The sequence below is a fragment of the Burkholderia sp. 4M9327F10 genome (assembly GCF_005503145.1).
Taxonomy (GTDB): domain Bacteria; phylum Pseudomonadota; class Gammaproteobacteria; order Burkholderiales; family Burkholderiaceae; genus Paraburkholderia.
The window spans coordinates 1-16,141 of record NZ_SCNV01000058.1 but is presented as its reverse complement, the minus strand read 5'-3'; the positions used below and the strand labels follow the sequence as shown (position 1 = coordinate 16,141).

The following is a 16,141-nucleotide window of genomic DNA, read 5'->3' as shown; positions in this document are numbered from 1 at the left end:
GCGCACGCCACCTGCTCCTGGTTGTCAGGAGCAGGCGCGCACGCCGTGGCACACGGGGAATGATGCCTTAGACGGTCATCGGGTTGGGTTTGGCGGGATCAAGGTTGTACTTCTTGAGCGCCTCGGCGACGACCTTGCGTTCGATCGTGCCTTCATCTGCCAGTGCATTCAACGCGGCAACCGTGACCCAGTAGCGGTCCACTTCGAAGAAGTGGCGCAGATTCTCACGCGTGTCCGAACGGCCGTAGCCGTCCGTGCCCAGCACGACGAACTTCTGCGGCACGAAGGCGCGGATCTGCTCGGTCAGGGCGCGCACGTAGTCGGTCGATGCGATGACCGGGCCTTGTGCGTCCTTGAGCAGCTTCTCGACGTGCGAGACCTTCTTCTCTTCGGTCGGGTGCAGCAGGTTCCAGCGTTGCACTTCGTGGCCTTCGCGGGCCAGTTCGGTGAAGCTCGGCACGCTCCAGAGGTCGGCAGCGACACCCCAGTCGTTCTTCAGCAGGTCGGCGGCGGCGATCACTTCATTGAAAATCGTGCCCGCGCCCATCAGTTGAACGCGCGGCGCCTTCACGTCAGCGTCGGCCTTTTTGAACGCGTACATGCCCTTGATGATGTCCGACGCTACGCTGTCGCCCTGCGGAATCGCCGGGTGCTCGTAGTTCTCGTTCATCACCGTGATGTAGTAGTACACGTCTTCCTGTTCCGCGACCATGCGGCGCAGACCGTCCTGCATGATGACGGCGAGTTCGTAACCAAACGTCGGGTCATAGCTGATGCAGTTCGGCACCGAAGCCGCCCACAGCAGCGAGTGGCCGTCTTCGTGCTGCAGGCCTTCGCCGTTCAGCGTCGTGCGGCCCGCGGTGCCGCCCAGCAGGAAGCCGCGCGAACGCATGTCGCCCGCGGCCCAGGCCAGATCGCCAATGCGCTGGAAGCCGAACATCGAATAGAAGATGTAGAACGGGATCATGATCTCGCCGTGCGTCGAGTACGACGTCGCGGCAGCGATCCAGTCCGACATACCGCCGGCTTCGTTGATGCCTTCCTGTAGGATCTGGCCGGTTTCCGACTCACGGTAGAACATCAGCTGGTCGGAGTCTTCCGGCACGTACTTCTGGCCGTCCTGATTCCAGATACCGATCTGGCGGAACAGACCTTCCATACCGAAGGTACGCGACTCGTCCGGCACGATCGGCACGACGCGCTTGCCGAGCGCCTTGTCCTTCAGCAGGATGTTGAGAATCCGCACGAACGCCATCGTCGTGGAAATCTCGCGGCCTTCGCCCGTACCCTTGAGCAACGGTTCGAACACGTCGAGAGCCGGCACCGGCAGCGACTCGGCCTTCTGGCGACGCGCCGGCAGATAACCGCCCAGGTCCTGACGGCGGGCGCGCATGTACTCGAGTTCCTTCGAACCTTCTTCGAACTTGAGGTACGGCACATTGACGAGGTCTTCGTCGGAGATCGGCAGACGGAACTGGTCGCGGAATTTCTTCAGCTGATCGACGTGCAGCTTCTTCTGCTGGTGGGTGATGTTCATCGCCTGGCCAGCTTCGCCCATGCCGTAGCCCTTGATCGTCTTCGCGAGGATGACGGTCGGCTGGCCCTTGGCGTTGGTGGCTTCCGTGAACGCCGCGTAGATCTTGTGCGGATCGTGGCCGCCGCGATTCAGGTTCCACACGTCTTCGTCGGACCAGTCGGCGACCAGCGCCTTCAGCTCCGGCGTATTGAAGAAGTGCTCGCGAACGTACGCGCCCGACTCCGACTTGTAGGTCTGATATTCGCCGTCCACGACTTCCATCATCCGGCGCATCAGCGCGCCCGACTTGTCGCGCTGGAACAGCGCATCCCAGCGGCTGCCCCAGATCACCTTGATGACGTTCCAGCCGGCGCCGCGGAATTCGCTTTCGAGTTCCTGGATGATCTTGCCGTTACCGCGCACCGGACCGTCGAGGCGCTGCAGGTTACAGTTGATCACGAACACCAGGTTGTCGAGACGTTCGCGGCCGGCCATGCCGATCGCGCCGAGCGATTCCGGCTCGTCCGTTTCGCCGTCGCCGAGGAAGGCCCAGACCTTGCGGCCTTCGGTCTTGGTGATGCCGCGCGCCTGCAGGTACTTCATGAAGCGCGCCTGATAGATCGCCATGATCGGGCCGAGGCCCATCGAGACGGTCGGGAATTGCCAGAAGTCCGGCATCAGCCACGGGTGCGGATACGAGGAGATGCCCTCGCCGCCCACTTCCTGACGGAAGTTGTCGAGCTGGTTCTCGGAGAGACGGCCGAGCAGGAACGCGCGCGAGTAGACACCCGGCGACGAGTGGCCCTGCACGAACACGAGGTCGCCGCCGTGCTTGTCCGAGGCGGCGTGCCAGAAGTGGTTGTAGCCGACGTCATACAGCGTGGCGGCCGACGCGAACGAGGCGATGTGGCCGCCGACGTTGGTGTCCTTGCCCGCGCGCAGCACCATGGCGATGGCGTTCCAGCGCGTGTACGAGCGGATGCGGTGTTCGATGTCCTGGTCGCCGGGGATCGGCGCCTGACGCGACACGGGAATCGTATTGATGTAGGGGGTGTTGGCGGAGAACGGCAGGTGTTCGCCGTGCACGCGGGCAAATTCGATTTGCTTTTCGATCAGGTAGTGGGCGCGATCGGGGCCCACAGCAGAAATCACGCCATCCAGCGCTTCGAGCCACTCGCCGGTTTCCTGGGGATCGTCGTCTTTTTCGGCGGCGACATATTTCATGACTTCATCGGGTACAGCGGACATGCTCGTCTCCTGGGGATAAGGAACGTTCTTCGAACAGACGACGCGGACGAGTGTGGCCGCGGCAGCTTCGGCCGATTGTAATAAGGCGCTCGCGGTCTGCGCAACAAAATTTTCGAATTACGAGATCACTTCTCATAATGCGGAAAATTGTTGCGGCGCACCCTGAATTGACTGCCCATCAGCGGATACGTCGGCTAGTTTGCTCCGATTAGCGGTACTTTCCGCGCTTTTTTGCGCCATTTGCTAGTGAGCCGCTGCGCTACAATGCCAGCCATGTTGACCGAACGGCTTTTCGCACGCTCGGCGCGGCCGTCCGGTTCGCCGGCGGACTCGTCGCCGTCCCGCTGGCACCATGGACCATGGTGGTCGAATTCCTATTTGCTGACGCCGCTCCTGTCGATCCTGGTGTTCCTGGTCGTCATGAGCCTGATCCTGTGGAGCCTGAACCGGCGCGAGCAGCAGCAACAGGAAGACACGCTCTACCGTAACGTCGCGTGGGCCCAGCAGCAGATCCGCCTGTCCATGACAGGCGCGCAGGAACAGATTCAGGCGCTGGCGCGCGACCTCGCCGCCGGCCACGCCGATCCGCATTCGTTCCAGGTGTCTACCACGGACATCATGCAGGGGCATCCCGAAATCCTCTACATGAACTGGTACACGGCTGCCCAGCAGCCACGCTGGCCCAATACTGCGCTGCCGGTGTTCGGCCAGCGCCTCGCCAAGCCGAGCGACGAACAGATGGACGAGGCCGTAAAGGCCGCCTTCAACGACGCGCGCACCTCGCGCCGCCAGGTGTACTCGCCGCTTATCTATGACGACCTCGGCAACGGCTATCTGACGCTGCAGACGCCGGTGTACCGCGACCGCGACTTTCTCGGCTCGATCGCCGCGGTGTTCTCGATCGAAGGCGTACTGAAGCACGACATCCCGCCCGAGCTGTCGGCGAAGTACAAGATTTCGATCATCGACCTGAACAACCGCGAGCTCGCCACCACCTCGACGCGTCCGCGCCTGCCGCGCGACGCGTTCTACGACCTGCCGCTCGACCCGCCGGGCCAGGGCGTCTCGGTGCGGGTCTATGCGTACCCGCAGATGACCAACTTCACGAACAACACGCTCGTGTGGCTGGTCGCGGGGCTGTCCTGCTTTGTGCTGTGGAGCTTGTGGAGCCTGTGGAAGCACACCCGCCAGCGCTTCGAAGCGCAGCAGGCCCTGTATGCCGAAGCGTTCTTCCGCCGCGCCATGGAGAACTCCGTGCTGATCGGCATGCGCGTGCTCGACATGCATGGCCGCATCACCCACGTGAACCCCGCCTTCTGCCGCATGACGGGCTGGGACGAAAGCGACCTCGTCGGCAAGCAGGCGCCGTTCCCCTACTGGCCGCGCGACGCCTACCCCGAAATGCAGCGCCAGCTCGACATGACGCTGCGCGGCAAGGCGCCATCGTCGGGCTTCGAGCTGCGGGTGCGCCGTAAAGACGGCTCGCTCTTCCACGCGCGGCTCTATGTGTCGCCGCTGATCGACAGCTCGGGCCGTCAGACCGGCTGGATGTCGTCGATGACCGACATCACCGAGCCCAAGCGCGCCCGCGAAGAACTCGCCGCCGCGCACGAGCGCTTCACGACCGTGCTTGAAAGCCTCGATGCCGCGGTCTCCGTGCTGGCCGCCGACGAAGCCGAGCTGCTGTTTGCCAACCGCTATTACCGCCATCTGTTCGGCATCCGTCCCGACGGCCACCTGGAACTCGCGGGCGGCGGCTTCGACAGCGCCCAGGCCTCGTCCGACTCGATCGACATGGTCGACGCCTATGCCGGCCTGCCCGCCGCCGCGCTGACGGAAAGCACGGCCGACGCTCAGGAAGTCTATGTACAGGGCATCCAGAAATGGTTCGAAGTGCGCCGCCAGTACATCCAGTGGGTGGACGGCCATCTGGCGCAGATGCAGATCGCAACCGACATCACCACCCGCAAGCAGGCGCAGGAACTCGCCCGCCAGCAGGACGAGAAGCTGCAGTTCACCAGCCGCCTGATGACCATGGGCGAAATGGCTTCGTCGCTCGCTCATGAACTGAACCAGCCGCTCGCCGCCATCAATAACTATTGCTCCGGAACCGTAGCACTGGTTAAATCTGGGCGAACAACGCCTGACAATCTGCTGCCCGTGCTCGAAAAGACCGCGCAGCAGGCGGTGCGGGCAGGCATGATCATCAAGCGGATCCGTGAATTCGTGAAGCGCAGCGAACCGAAACGCCAGGCCACCCGGGTCGCCGATATCGTGGCGGACGCGGTCGGGCTTGCCGAAATTGAAGCGCGCAAGCGCCGCATTCGCATCGTCACGGATCTGCGCTCGCGGCTGCCGGTGATCTATGTGGACCCGGTGCTGATCGAGCAGGTGCTGGTGAACCTGCTGAAAAACGCAGCCGAGGCCATGCACGACGCACGGCCCAATGCGGTCGATCCGGTGATCCGCGTGGTCGTGCGGCTCGACAGCGGCTTTGTGTGCATCAGCGTGGTCGACCAGGGCCCCGGTGTCGACGAGGCCACGGCCGAGCGTCTGTTTGAACCGTTTTACAGCACCAAGTCCGACGGCATGGGCATGGGGCTGAACATCTGCCGTTCGATTATCGAATCGCACCGCGGCCGTCTGTGGGTGGTGAACAACGTCGAATCTGACGGCCACATCACGGGCGCCACGTTCCATTGCAGTCTGCCTATTGGGGAGCCTGACGGCCCGAGCAACGGCGGGTCCGAGGCGCCGACACCACAAACCGTTACGGGAGAGCTATGAACAGCCCAGTCACCACACAGGAAACAGTCTTTGTCGTCGACGACGACGAGGCCGTGCGAGATTCGCTGCGCTGGCTGCTGGAGGCGAACGGCTACCGCGTGCAGTGCTTCTCCAGCGCCGAGCAGTTCATCGACGCCTGGCAGCCGCACACGCACCCGGGCCAGATCGCGTGTCTGATTCTCGACGTGCGGATGTCCGGCATGAGCGGTCTCGAGTTGCAGGAACGCCTGATCGCCGACAACGCCTCGCTGCCGATCATCTTCGTGACGGGCCACGGCGACGTGCCGATGGCGGTATCGACGATGAAAAAAGGCGCGATGGACTTCATCGAAAAGCCGTTCGACGAAGCCGAGTTGCGCAAGCTGGTCGAGCGCATGCTCGACAAGGCGCGCAGCGAAAGCACCAGCGTGCAGCAACAGCGCGCCGCGGCCGAGCGTCTGGGCAAGCTGACCGCGCGTGAGCATCAGGTGCTCGAGCGCATCATCGCCGGCCGCCTGAACAAGCAGATCGCCGACGATCTCGGCATCAGCATCAAGACGGTCGAGGCGCACCGCGCCAACATCATGGAAAAGCTCAACGTCAACACCGTCGCGGATCTGCTGCGACTGGCGCTGTCGAACAAGCCGCAGCAACCGGCGCAGTAACAGGCAACAGGCGCCGCCAGCGCCTTTGCAAACGCCCGAGTACGGCGTGCGGTACGTGGCTCAACTCGTTGCTGCGTACCATTCAGCAAGATGCCGGTGATACTCCGGCAACACTCGCGCACGCGGGCTCGCTCGTTCGCGTGGCCCGCACCGCTCAGGAAATTCCCCCCGCCTTCCCGCTGAAAGACCGTCAGGCCGCGACGGTATAATGCTGTACTTCGTAGCAGCGCCATTTCCGCGCCGCGTGCTTTTCGCGAGCCGACCGGTTCATGGCGAAAAGCGTCATCGAACCTATCCCGCGCGCCGAATGTGCCCACTCAGCCGGTTCTGCACAGTCAGGCGCGCCGCACGCCCCGCATTCCGAACGTCCTATCTCGACCGACCATGACAGCCAAACTGATCGACGGCAACGCCCTCTCCAAGACCTTGCGCGCCGACGTCGCGACCCGCGCCGCCGCCCTCACCGCCCGTGGCCATCAGCCGGGCCTCGCCGTCGTGCTGGTGGGCGACAACCCGGCCAGCGAAGTCTACGTGCGCAACAAGATCAAGGCCTGCGAAGACAACGGCCTGTTCTCGTCGTATGACCGCTATCCGGCCAGCCTGTCGGAAGCCGACCTGCTCGCGCGCATCGACGCCCTGAACAGCGATCCGAAGATCCACGGCATCCTCGTGCAATTGCCGCTGCCCGCGCATATCGACAGCCACAAGGTGATCGAAGCCATCGCGCCGGAAAAAGATGTGGACGGTTTTCACGTCGCCAACGCCGGCGCGCTGATGACCGGCAAGCCGCTGTTCCGCCCCTGCACGCCATATGGCGTGATGAAGATGTTCGAAGCCTACGGCATCGACCTGAAGGGCGCGAACGCGGTGGTGATCGGCCGCTCGAATATCGTCGGCAAGCCGATGGCGCTGTTGCTGCTCGAAGCCGGCGCGACCGTCACGATCTGCCACAGCAAGACCCGCGATCTGGCCGCGCATACGCGTCACGCCGACGTGGTGGTGGCGGCCACCGGCTTGCGCAACATCCTGACCGCGGAGATGGTGAAGCCTGGCGCGGCCGTGATCGATGTGGGCATGAATCGCGACGAAGCCGGCAAGCTGTGCGGCGACGTCGATTTTGCGGGCGTGAAGGAAGTGGCCGGCTACATTACGCCGGTGCCGGGCGGCGTCGGCCCGATGACGATCACCATGCTGCTCGTCAACACGATCGAAGCGGCTGAGCGCGCCGCCGGCAACGCCTAAGGCGCCACCGCCACTCCAACCGGACGCGGCGCGCGAGCAATCCGGCGCCGCGTCCATACCAGCACCGGCCGCTCCACAAACCGCCACGACAACGCCGCGCACAGCAGGATGAATGGCGCGGCGATCAGCACCGCAGTCTGATGGTTCAGATGCGGTGCGATACTCGCCACGCATTGCTGCATCATGAAGCCGTACAGATAGATGCCGTACGAGTAATCGTTGCGCGGCGCGAAACGGCGCAGCCACGGCGTCGTGCCGATCCACAGCACGCCGTACACGAAGGCGAGATAGAACAGCGGCTGCGCACCGGCTGTGTCGCGAAACACCAGAAACACCATCACGAGACCGAACGCCACGAGTCCATGAATCTCGATGCGCTCGCGCCAGCCATACAGCAGCATGCCGATAAAAAAGAACGGCTCCGGCCAGAACGAATAGCCGCCCGGCTTTTCGGCAAAGTCGCGCCACGCGATTTGCAGATGCGGCGACAGATGCAGGCGCAGCACGAAGGCCGCGACACCCAGCGCGACGGCAAACAGCATGCCGCGGCGGCTCGACAACAGGCCTGCCAGTCCCGTCAGCAGCACGATCAGATAGCAGCGCACTTCCAGCGGCAAGGTCCACAGCGGCGCGCACACATCGTTGACGAAGCGGTTGTGTTCGAACACGCCCGGCACGACCCAGCCAGACTTGAGCACGATGGTCGAAAAATTGTCGAGATTGGCCCACGTCACACCCGAGGCGAAATACTCGCGCAGCGGCAGCGTCGTGAAGAGCGGCCCGATCACGAAGATCGTCACCAGCGAGCCGCCGGCCACTGCCGGCCAGATGCGCGCAATGCGCAGCGCAACAAAGCGCGGCGCGGAGCGCTGGCGGTCGAAACTGGCGCTCACCAGCATGCCGCTCATCAGGAAAAACGCATAGACGCCGAGGGCGCCGAAACCGTCGAATCCGAGCGCGTTCTGAACCCAGTCGGTGCTGCCATCCGGCAGTTGCAGCAGGTAGGAGTGCCCGTAGACCACGGCAATGGCTGCCAGCAGCCGCACCAGGTCGAAGTTGTTCCCGTTGCGCGATAACGCTTGCGAAAGCGGATTCATCGAAAACTCTCTTGTGCCGACTGGAGTTGGCGCTTGAGCGCCGGCTCCGGTCTCATGCAACTTTTTGCGGTGGATGGCGCCGCCGGCCAGCGGCTTCTCACGCAGTCGACGACGAAGCCACACAATGCCGCAAGGCAACAATCCTGACCGTTCGCTTTCGCACAAACCGCGCCTACCCGCCTCGCATCGAGCCGCATGCGGCCCCACGCCTCGTGCTGAGCGCCGCCGCAAGCCCGTGCAGCAGCGGCATGGCGGCGCCTGGCGAAGCGGCGCAAATATCGGGGTGGAATACGCACAGGACGAACTTCTGATAATTTGTGCCGTAGCCACATTGGAATCGCAGCCCTCTGCCCCAATAATGTCGGTATCGGGCGCCGCCACGAGCCGCGCCCGCCGATTAACGCCTATTCACCCGCGTCAGACAGGAAGCCTTATGTCCACTACTCAACCGGCACACGACAACCCGCTCCTCGATTTCTCCGATCTGCCGCGCTTTGGCGACATCCGGCCCGAACACGTCACCCCCGCGCTCGACATCCTGCTGGCCAACGCGAGCGCCGCCGTGGAGCGCGCCGCCGAGCCGATTACGCCTGCCTCCTGGGCCGACGTCGTCGAACCGGTCGAACGCGTCACCGAACCGCTGTCGCGGGCCTGGGGCGTGATCGGCCACCTGAACGCAGTGGCGGACACACCTGAACTGCGCGCCGTCTACGGCGAAAATCTGCCGCGCGTGACCGAATTCTGGACGAGCGTCGGGCAAAACCTCGCGCTCTACGAAAAGTACAAGGCGCTTGCCGCCAGCAGCGATTTCGGCTCGCTCACCGGCGAACGCAAGAAGATCCTGCATAACGCGCTGCGCGATTTCCGCCTGTCCGGCGCGGAGTTGCCGGAAGACCAGAAGCCGCACTTCGCCGAATTGCAGGAACGCCAGGCTAATCTGTCGAAGGCGTTTTCCGATCACGTGCTGGACGCGACCAACGCCTACGCCTATATCGTCGAAGACAAGGCGCAACTGGCGGGCCTGCCCGAAGACGTGATCGAAGCCGCACAGGAAGCGGCCGAGCGCGACGGCAAGAGCGGCTTTAAATTCACGCTGCATTTCCCGTCGTACTTCCCCGTCATGCAATACGCAGAAAACCGGGCCATGCGCGAAACGATGTACCGCGCCTACGTCACGCGCGCCTCGGAACTGGGCGGCACCTATGGCGGCGGCAAGGCCGAGTGGGACAACACCGCCAATATCGCCGAGCAACTGAAGCTGCGCGCCGAAGAGGCGCAGATGATCGGCTATCGGAACTTCGCGGAGGTGTCGCTCGCACCGAAGATGGCCGAGTCGCCCGCGCAGGTCATGGCGTTCCTCGAAGACCTCGCGACCCGCGCGCGTCCGCATGCGGAACAGGACTGGAAGGAACTGCGCGAATTCGCCGCCACCGAACTCGGCATGAGCGAGCTGCAGCCGTGGGACATGACCTTCGCGGCGGAACGTCTGCGCCAGAAGCGTTATTCGTTCTCGGAAAACGAAGTCAAGCAATACTTCCCGGAAGACACCGTCTTCAAGGGCCTGTTCAAGGTCACGGAAACGCTGTTCGGCGTGAAGATTCGCCGCGACGAAGCAACCGTGTGGCATCCGGATGTGCGCTTTTTCCGCATCGAGAATCAGGATGGCGCGCTGGTCGCGCAGTTCTACGTGGACCTGTATGCGCGTGAAGGCAAGCGCGGCGGTGCGTGGATGGACGACGCGCGGGCTCGTCACAAGCATGCGCATGGCGGCGTGCAGACGCCGGTCGCGTATCTGACCTGCAACTTCTCGGCGCCGGTCGGCGGCAAGCCGGCCTGCTTCACGCACGACGAAGTGATCACGCTGTTCCATGAGTTCGGCCATGGGCTGCATCACATGCTCACGCGTGTCGACGAACTCGCGGTGTCGGGCATCAACGGCGTCGAATGGGATGCGGTCGAACTGCCGTCGCAGTTCATGGAGAACTTCTGCTGGGAGTGGGATGTGCTGAGCGATATGACTTCGCATGTCGATACCGCCAAGCCGCTGCCGCGCGACCTGTTCGACAAGATGCTGGCCGCCAAGAACTTCCAGAGCGGTCTCGCCACGCTGCGGCAGATCGTATTCTCGATGTTCGACATGAAGCTGCATACGGACTTCGATGCAGCGGGTCCGCAAGGCGCAAACGATCTGGCCCGCGAGATCAACGAGCGTTTCCATGTGGTGCCGCAAGCGGCCTTCTCGCGCTGGCCGAACACGTTCAGCCATATCTTCGCGGGCGGTTATGCGGCGGGCTATTACAGCTACAAGTGGGCGGAAGTGCTGTCGGCCGACGCGTATGCCGCCTTCGAAGAAGCGGCCCAGGCATCGAGCGGCAGCGTGCTCGATGCGGCGACCGGCACGCGCTATCGCAAGGAGATTCTGGAGGTGGGCGGCAGCCGGCCCGCGATGGAATCGTTCAAGGCGTTCCGTGGCCGTGAGCCGAATATCGACGCGCTGCTGCGTCATAACGGCATGACGCCGGCCGCGCATTAGGCCGCGCGCCTTCGGCGCAACTGGTAAAAAACCGGTGCATTGCTCAGGCAGGCACCGGTTTTTTGTCGGCCTTTGCCGACGGGGTTGCTTGCTCCCGGGGTTGCTTGCTCCCGGGGTTGCTTGCTCCCGGGGTTGCTTGCGCCAATGCGGCCATACGGCCAGGCGGCCAGGGCAGTCGCTGCCGCGACTGCCTCTTCTCCTGCTTCGCTCACCCTCGCTGCAGCTTGAAGTCGATCTGCTGCGGACGCCCTTCGAGCGACAACGTTGCCCGCGCCGCCGGCGAGCGCGCCACCACCTTGCCACGCCGCACCACCGCGAGCCGCGCTGCGCGCAAACGAATCGCCTCGACCGGGTCGCGCGCATCGAGCAGCACCAGATTCGCTTCGCATCCCGGCGCGATGCCATACCCTTCAAGCCCGAGGATGCGCGCCGCATTCACCGTCACCGCGTCGAAGCATGCATGCATCGCGTCAATGCCGGTCATCTGCGCGACGTGCAGCCCCATATGGGCGACTTCGAGCATGTCGCCCGAGCCGAGGCTGTACCACGGGTCCATCACGCAGTCGTGGCCGAATGCGACGTTGATGCCCGCTGCCATCATCTCCGGCACGCGCGTCATGCCGCGCCGCTTCGGATACGTGTCGCTGCGGCCCTGCAGCGTGATATTGATGAGCGGATTGGCAATCGCCGCCACTCCCGCCTCGCGCATCAGCGGCAGCAGCTTGCTGACGTAGTAGTTGTCCATCGAGTGCATGGAGGTCAGATGCGAACCGGTGACGCGCCCCTGCAAACCGAGCCGGTGGGTTTGCGCCGCCAGCGTTTCGATGTGACGCGAAAGCGGGTCGTCCGATTCGTCGCAATGCATATCCACGCGCAAGCCCTGCTGCGCCGCGTATTCGCACAGGATGCGCACCGATTCCGCGCCATCGGCCATGGTCCGCTCGAAATGCGGAATGCCGCCCACCACGTCGACGCCGAGCGCGATCGCGCGCTTCAGGTTGTCGAATGCGCCGGCGCTGCGCAGCACGCCGTCTTGCGGAAACGCCACCAGTTGCAGGTCGAGATACGGCGCCACCCGGCGCTTTACTTCAAGCAAAGCCTCCACCGCCAGCAGACGCGGATCGCACACGTCGACGTGGCTGCGAATCGCCAGCAGGCCGCGCGCCACCGCCCAGTCGCAGTATTGCAGCGCACGCTCGATCAAGGCCTGCTGGGTCAGTTGCGGCTTCAGTTCGCCCCACAGCGCAATGCCTTCGAGCAGCGTGCCCGATGCATTGACGCGCGGCAGGCCGTACGACAGCGTCGCGTCCATATGAAAGTGCGGGTCCACGAAGGGCGGCGTGACGAGCGAGCCGGCGGCGTCGATTTCTTCAGGCGCGCTCGCCGCCAGATGCGGCTCTACAGCGATGATGCGCCCCGCTTCAATGCCGATATCGACCGGCTCCTTATGCTGGGACGCGCTACGCGGCAGGCTGGCACGGCGGATGATCAGGTCCATGTCTCGCTCCTTTGACTGCCTTCGATTCTATCGGCGTCATAAAGCGTTTGGGCACACGCGTTGCGCCGCGGGAAGATGAATGCCTGCGGTATAGCCGGGCCGCTCAAGGATCAAGCGCCGGAATCGTCCGGCGACGCTGGCGACGGCGCCTCGATCACTTCATCCGCAGGCTCGTCATCGAACAGCGTGAACTGGCCGCTCTGTACCAGATGCTCCTCCTCGAGCCGCACGCCCACACCCAGCAGCCGCACCGGCTGGTTGCGGCGCGCAAAGCCTTTCTCCAGCAGCGCCAGCAGCGTCGGCAAATGGGGGACCTCGCCAACGCACTCGACCGTGGTGCGCTGAAAGTCCGCGAAGCGGATCTTCACGAACAGCTTGCGCACCGCCGCGGCGGCGTCGGCGCGCGCAATGCGCACGTCCAGTTGCTCGGCGAGCCGCCGCAACTCCTCCGCGCATTCTTCAAGCGTGCGCAGATCGGTGACATACGTGGTCTCGACACTCACCGATTTACGTTCCTGGTCGGCGCGTACGGGCCGCTCGTCGATACCGCGCGACAGTTCATAGAGCCGCTTGCCGAACACACCGAAATGACGGTGCAGATCGACCAGCGACCAGTCGCGCAACTGGCCGCAGGTGGTGAGTCCAAGCTTTTCGAGCCTGGCCGCCGTCACCTTGCCCACGCCGAAAATCTTGCGCACCGGCAAAGCGGCCACAAACGCATTGACCTCATGCGGCCGCACTACATGGAGACCGTCGGGCTTGTTCCAGTCGGACGCAATCTTGGCGACAAACTTATTCGGCGCCACTCCTGCCGACACCGTCACGCCGACCGTCTCGCGCACGCGCTCGCGAATCTCCTTGGCCATCAGCGTCGCGCTGCCTTTGCAGCGCTCGGTGCGGGTGACGTCGAGATAGGCTTCGTCGAGCGACAGCGGTTCGACCTCAGCGGTGTAATCGCGGTAGATCGCCATGATCTGGCGCGAGGCGGCGCGGTATTTCTCCATCGACGGCGGCATGATCAGGAGGTCGGGACACTTGCGCATGGCCAGCGCCGACGACATGGCCGAGTGCACGCCGAAGCGCCGCGCCTCGTAGTTGCAGGTGGCCACCACGCCGCGATGATCGGGCCGCCCGCCCACGGCCAGCGGCCGGCCGCGCAGCGACGGGTCGTCGCGCATTTCGACCGACGCGTAAAAACAGTCGCAGTCGCAATGGATGATCTTGCGCGCGGACGATGGGGGCATCACTGACGGCATAGGGGACAGATCTGCCCTCGGCGCCATGCGGGGGTTGGCGAAACCCATGGCTGACGAGAAGAACGCGGCTAGAGGAGGATCGGGCGGATTCAAGATAGATATACTGTACAAAAATACAGTAGTATTATCAAGAAGCACTCGAACCGTCCTGCAACGCCCGCGCCCATGCCCTCCTCCATCCGCAACTCGCTCGTCTGGATTTTCGAAGCCCTCGAGCGCGATTCGACCTATCTGAGCAAACGGATGTTCGGCTCAGACGCCGCCTATATCGACGGTCTGCTGTGTCTGGTCGCCTCGGACCGCGACCCGCCGTGGAATGGCTTGCTGGTCTGCACCTCACAAGAGCGCCACACCGCGCTCACCGATGAAATGCCCGCCTTGCGGCCTCATCCGGTGCTCGGTAAATGGCTATATGTCCCACAAGACGATCCGGCATTCGAAACTGTCGCGGAACGAATCACGGCGCTCGTGCTCGCACGCGATCCGCGCGTGGGCGTCGAGCCCAAGCCGCGCAAGCGGGGCGGAAAATCCAGGCTGCCGACGGCATAGCAACACAAACCCGCCGTCCCCGCCGGTACCGTACCGGCGCAATCGCGCCGATCCGTACCGCTGCCCGCCGCCCTGCCCGGCCTATACTCGACGCTCACGCCTCCGCACCGACCGGGTAGAGACAGAAGGACAGGGACAGGGTTATGAAAACAATCGGCATCATCGGCGGCATGAGCTGGGAGTCTTCAGCCGAGTACTACCGGCTGCTCAACCGCCATGCAAAGGCTCGCCTGGGCGGCCATCACAACGCGCGCAGCCTGCTGTTGACGGTAGATTTCGCCGAGGTGGAAGCACACCAGCGCGCCGGCGACTGGACTGCACTGGGCACGCAAATGGCCGCGGCGGCACTGCAACTCGAACGCGGCGGCGCGGACCTCGTGATCCTCGCCACCAACACGATGCATCGGGTGCACGAATCGATCGAGCAGACCATCTCGGTGCCGTTCCTGCACATCGCCAATCCGACCGGCAGCGCCTTGCGCGCAGCGGGTATCGAGCGCGTCGGCCTGCTGGGCACGCGCTACACGATGGAGCAGACGTTTTACACGGGGCGCCTGCACGAGCGCTACGGGCTCGAGACGCTAACGCCGAACGAAGCCGATCGCGCCAACGTGCATCGCATCATCTACGACGAGCTGTGCCATGGCGTGGTCCACGAGGAATCACGGCGCGTCTATCAACGCGTGATCGCGGACCTCGCTGCGCGCGGGGCGCAGGCGGTGATTCTCGGCTGCACAGAGATCACGCTCCTCATCAAGCCGGAGCATGCTGCCTTGCCGGTGTTCGACACCACCGCGCTGCATGCGCAGGCCGCGGTGGACTGGGCGATCGAGGCGGATCGTCAAGGTACGGCGGCGGCACATTAATCCCGCCGCCCCCTGACCACCCGCGCTCAGGCCTCCACGTCTTCCAGACTGAAAATTTCCGTCTGGTCGTTGTACGAGAAGATCTCGCCATAACGGCCCCAGTTGATCACAGCGTCGAGCGTGTCTTCGGCAGCGCTGTCGGTCAGGAAGTCCTCCAGTTCCTGCTCGAAACGCACACGCGGCGCACGATGCCCCGGGCGCTCGTTGAGCACCTTCTTGATCCGCGCTGCGAGCGGCACATGACGCAGCAGATGCTCGGCGAACATCATCTTGCGTTCCTGCGTGCCGAGTTCGGCAAACACACGCGCCGGCGGCGTCAGCAGAATGTCGCCTTCACGCACATCGGCGAAGCCCAGGTACTGCAGCACTTCGGCAACCGGGAACAGATCGTCCACCTCCAGATGCAGCGAGCGGGCAATTTCCGGCATGTCGGCGCGGCCGTTATAAGGCGCCGCAGCCAGCATTTCGATCAGACCGGCCATCAGGTTGGTCGACACATGCGGCAGCCAGCTTCCCAGCTCCAGGCCCTTTTTGGTCGATTCGTCGTGGTGGCGCGAGGTCATCTTCGCGTAGATCTCGTCGACCAGCGCGCGGAACGCCGGGTCCAGGCGATTGCGCGGATGCTGGAACGGCACCTTGATCTCGGCGATCACGCGGCCCGGGTTCGACGACAGCACGAGGATGCGGTCGCACATGAACACCGCTTCCTCGATGTTGTGTGTGACGATCAGCACCGACTTGATCGGCATGCGACCCTGGGTCCACAGGTCCAGCAGGTCGGTACGCAGCGTCTCGGCGGTCAGCACGTCGAGCGCGGAGAACGGCTCGTCCATCAGCAGCAGGGTCGGGTCGACCACCAGCGCACGGGCAAAGCCCACGCGCTGACGCATGCCGCCCGAGAGCTC

The 16,141-nt window shown here is 64.0% G+C and carries 11 protein-coding genes; 6 read left to right on the top strand and 5 right to left on the bottom strand.

What is annotated here, in order from left to right; translation table 11 throughout:
* Positions 1-67 precede the first annotated feature (67 nt).
* Complete coding sequence (gene aceE, locus FFS45_RS33565) at positions 68-2,764, bottom strand: pyruvate dehydrogenase (acetyl-transferring), homodimeric type (RefSeq protein ID WP_137958939.1); 2,697 nt, start codon at positions 2,762-2,764, stop codon at positions 68-70.
* A gap of 273 nt (positions 2,765-3,037) precedes the next feature.
* On the opposite strand from aceE, the gene fixL reads away from it, so the two are divergent.
* The 3 genes from fixL to folD all read left to right on the top strand — a co-directional run bounded on the left by fixL (position 3,038) and on the right by folD (position 7,437).
* A complete protein-coding gene (fixL, locus tag FFS45_RS33560) occupies positions 3,038-5,551 on the top strand; it encodes an oxygen sensor histidine kinase FixL (protein ID WP_137958938.1) in 2,514 nt (837 codons plus the stop codon).
* Entirely contained in the window at positions 5,548-6,195 is a 648-nt protein-coding gene (gene fixJ, locus FFS45_RS33555; protein ID WP_137958937.1) for an oxygen response regulator transcription factor FixJ, read from the top strand. Before fixL ends, fixJ begins: the two co-directional genes overlap by 4 nt.
* Positions 6,196-6,579: 384 nt before the next feature.
* On the top strand, positions 6,580-7,437 hold the full coding sequence (gene folD, locus FFS45_RS33550; RefSeq protein WP_137958936.1) for a bifunctional methylenetetrahydrofolate dehydrogenase/methenyltetrahydrofolate cyclohydrolase FolD: 858 nt from the start codon (positions 6,580-6,582) through the stop codon (positions 7,435-7,437).
* On the opposite strand, the gene FFS45_RS33545 is transcribed toward folD, so the two are convergent.
* Positions 7,434-8,534, bottom strand: coding sequence for an acyltransferase (locus FFS45_RS33545; RefSeq protein WP_137958935.1), 1,101 nt, complete (start codon positions 8,532-8,534; stop codon positions 7,434-7,436). The two genes, folD and FFS45_RS33545, sit on opposite strands and share 4 nt — an antisense overlap.
* 433 nt (positions 8,535-8,967) lie before the next feature.
* Between FFS45_RS33545 and FFS45_RS33540 the strand changes: the two genes are divergently transcribed.
* Complete coding sequence (locus FFS45_RS33540) at positions 8,968-11,067, top strand: M3 family metallopeptidase (protein WP_137958934.1); 2,100 nt, start codon at positions 8,968-8,970, stop codon at positions 11,065-11,067.
* A 208-nt stretch (positions 11,068-11,275) separates the two neighbouring features.
* On the opposite strand, the gene FFS45_RS33535 is transcribed toward FFS45_RS33540, so the two are convergent.
* The gene (locus tag FFS45_RS33535; RefSeq protein WP_137958933.1) at positions 11,276-12,565 is read right to left on the bottom strand and encodes an amidohydrolase family protein; all 1,290 of its coding nucleotides are present in this window, start codon (positions 12,563-12,565) and stop codon (positions 11,276-11,278) included.
* Positions 12,566-12,675: 110 nt separating this feature from the next.
* A complete protein-coding gene (dinB, locus tag FFS45_RS33530; RefSeq protein ID WP_249363033.1) occupies positions 12,676-13,848 on the bottom strand; it encodes a DNA polymerase IV in 1,173 nt (390 codons plus the stop codon).
* A 138-nt stretch (positions 13,849-13,986) separates the two neighbouring features.
* Between dinB and FFS45_RS33525 the strand changes: the two genes are divergently transcribed.
* Together FFS45_RS33525 and FFS45_RS33520 are read left to right on the top strand one after the other, a co-directional pair.
* Positions 13,987-14,370 (top strand): hypothetical protein, encoded by a 384-nt coding sequence (locus FFS45_RS33525; protein WP_137958932.1) that lies wholly within the window; start codon positions 13,987-13,989, stop codon positions 14,368-14,370.
* A gap of 143 nt (positions 14,371-14,513) precedes the next feature.
* Positions 14,514-15,236 (top strand): aspartate/glutamate racemase family protein, encoded by a 723-nt coding sequence (locus FFS45_RS33520; protein ID WP_137958931.1) that lies wholly within the window; start codon positions 14,514-14,516, stop codon positions 15,234-15,236.
* A gap of 26 nt (positions 15,237-15,262) precedes the next feature.
* Here the strand turns inward: FFS45_RS33520 and FFS45_RS33515 are convergent.
* Positions 15,263-16,141, bottom strand: an 879-nt coding sequence (locus FFS45_RS33515) for an AAA-associated domain-containing protein (RefSeq protein ID WP_137958930.1), incomplete at its 5' end; no start/stop codon positions are given.

Coding starts and splice junctions, on each gene's coding strand:
- folD (WP_137958936.1), top strand. CDS start 6,580: ATGACAGCCAAACTGATCGACGGCAACGCCCTCTCCAAGACCTTGCGC.
- fixJ (WP_137958937.1), top strand. CDS start 5,548: ATGAACAGCCCAGTCACCACACAGGAAACAGTCTTTGTCGTCGACGAC.
- FFS45_RS33545 (WP_137958935.1), bottom strand. CDS start 8,534: ATGAATCCGCTTTCGCAAGCGTTATCGCGCAACGGGAACAACTTCGAC.
- FFS45_RS33525 (WP_137958932.1), top strand. CDS start 13,987: ATGCCCTCCTCCATCCGCAACTCGCTCGTCTGGATTTTCGAAGCCCTC.
- dinB (WP_249363033.1), bottom strand. CDS start 13,848: ATGGCGCCGAGGGCAGATCTGTCCCCTATGCCGTCAGTGATGCCCCCA.
- FFS45_RS33540 (WP_137958934.1), top strand. CDS start 8,968: ATGTCCACTACTCAACCGGCACACGACAACCCGCTCCTCGATTTCTCC.
- FFS45_RS33535 (WP_137958933.1), bottom strand. CDS start 12,565: ATGGACCTGATCATCCGCCGTGCCAGCCTGCCGCGTAGCGCGTCCCAG.
- fixL (WP_137958938.1), top strand. CDS start 3,038: ATGTTGACCGAACGGCTTTTCGCACGCTCGGCGCGGCCGTCCGGTTCG.
- aceE (WP_137958939.1), bottom strand. CDS start 2,764: ATGTCCGCTGTACCCGATGAAGTCATGAAATATGTCGCCGCCGAAAAA.
- FFS45_RS33520 (WP_137958931.1), top strand. CDS start 14,514: ATGAAAACAATCGGCATCATCGGCGGCATGAGCTGGGAGTCTTCAGCC.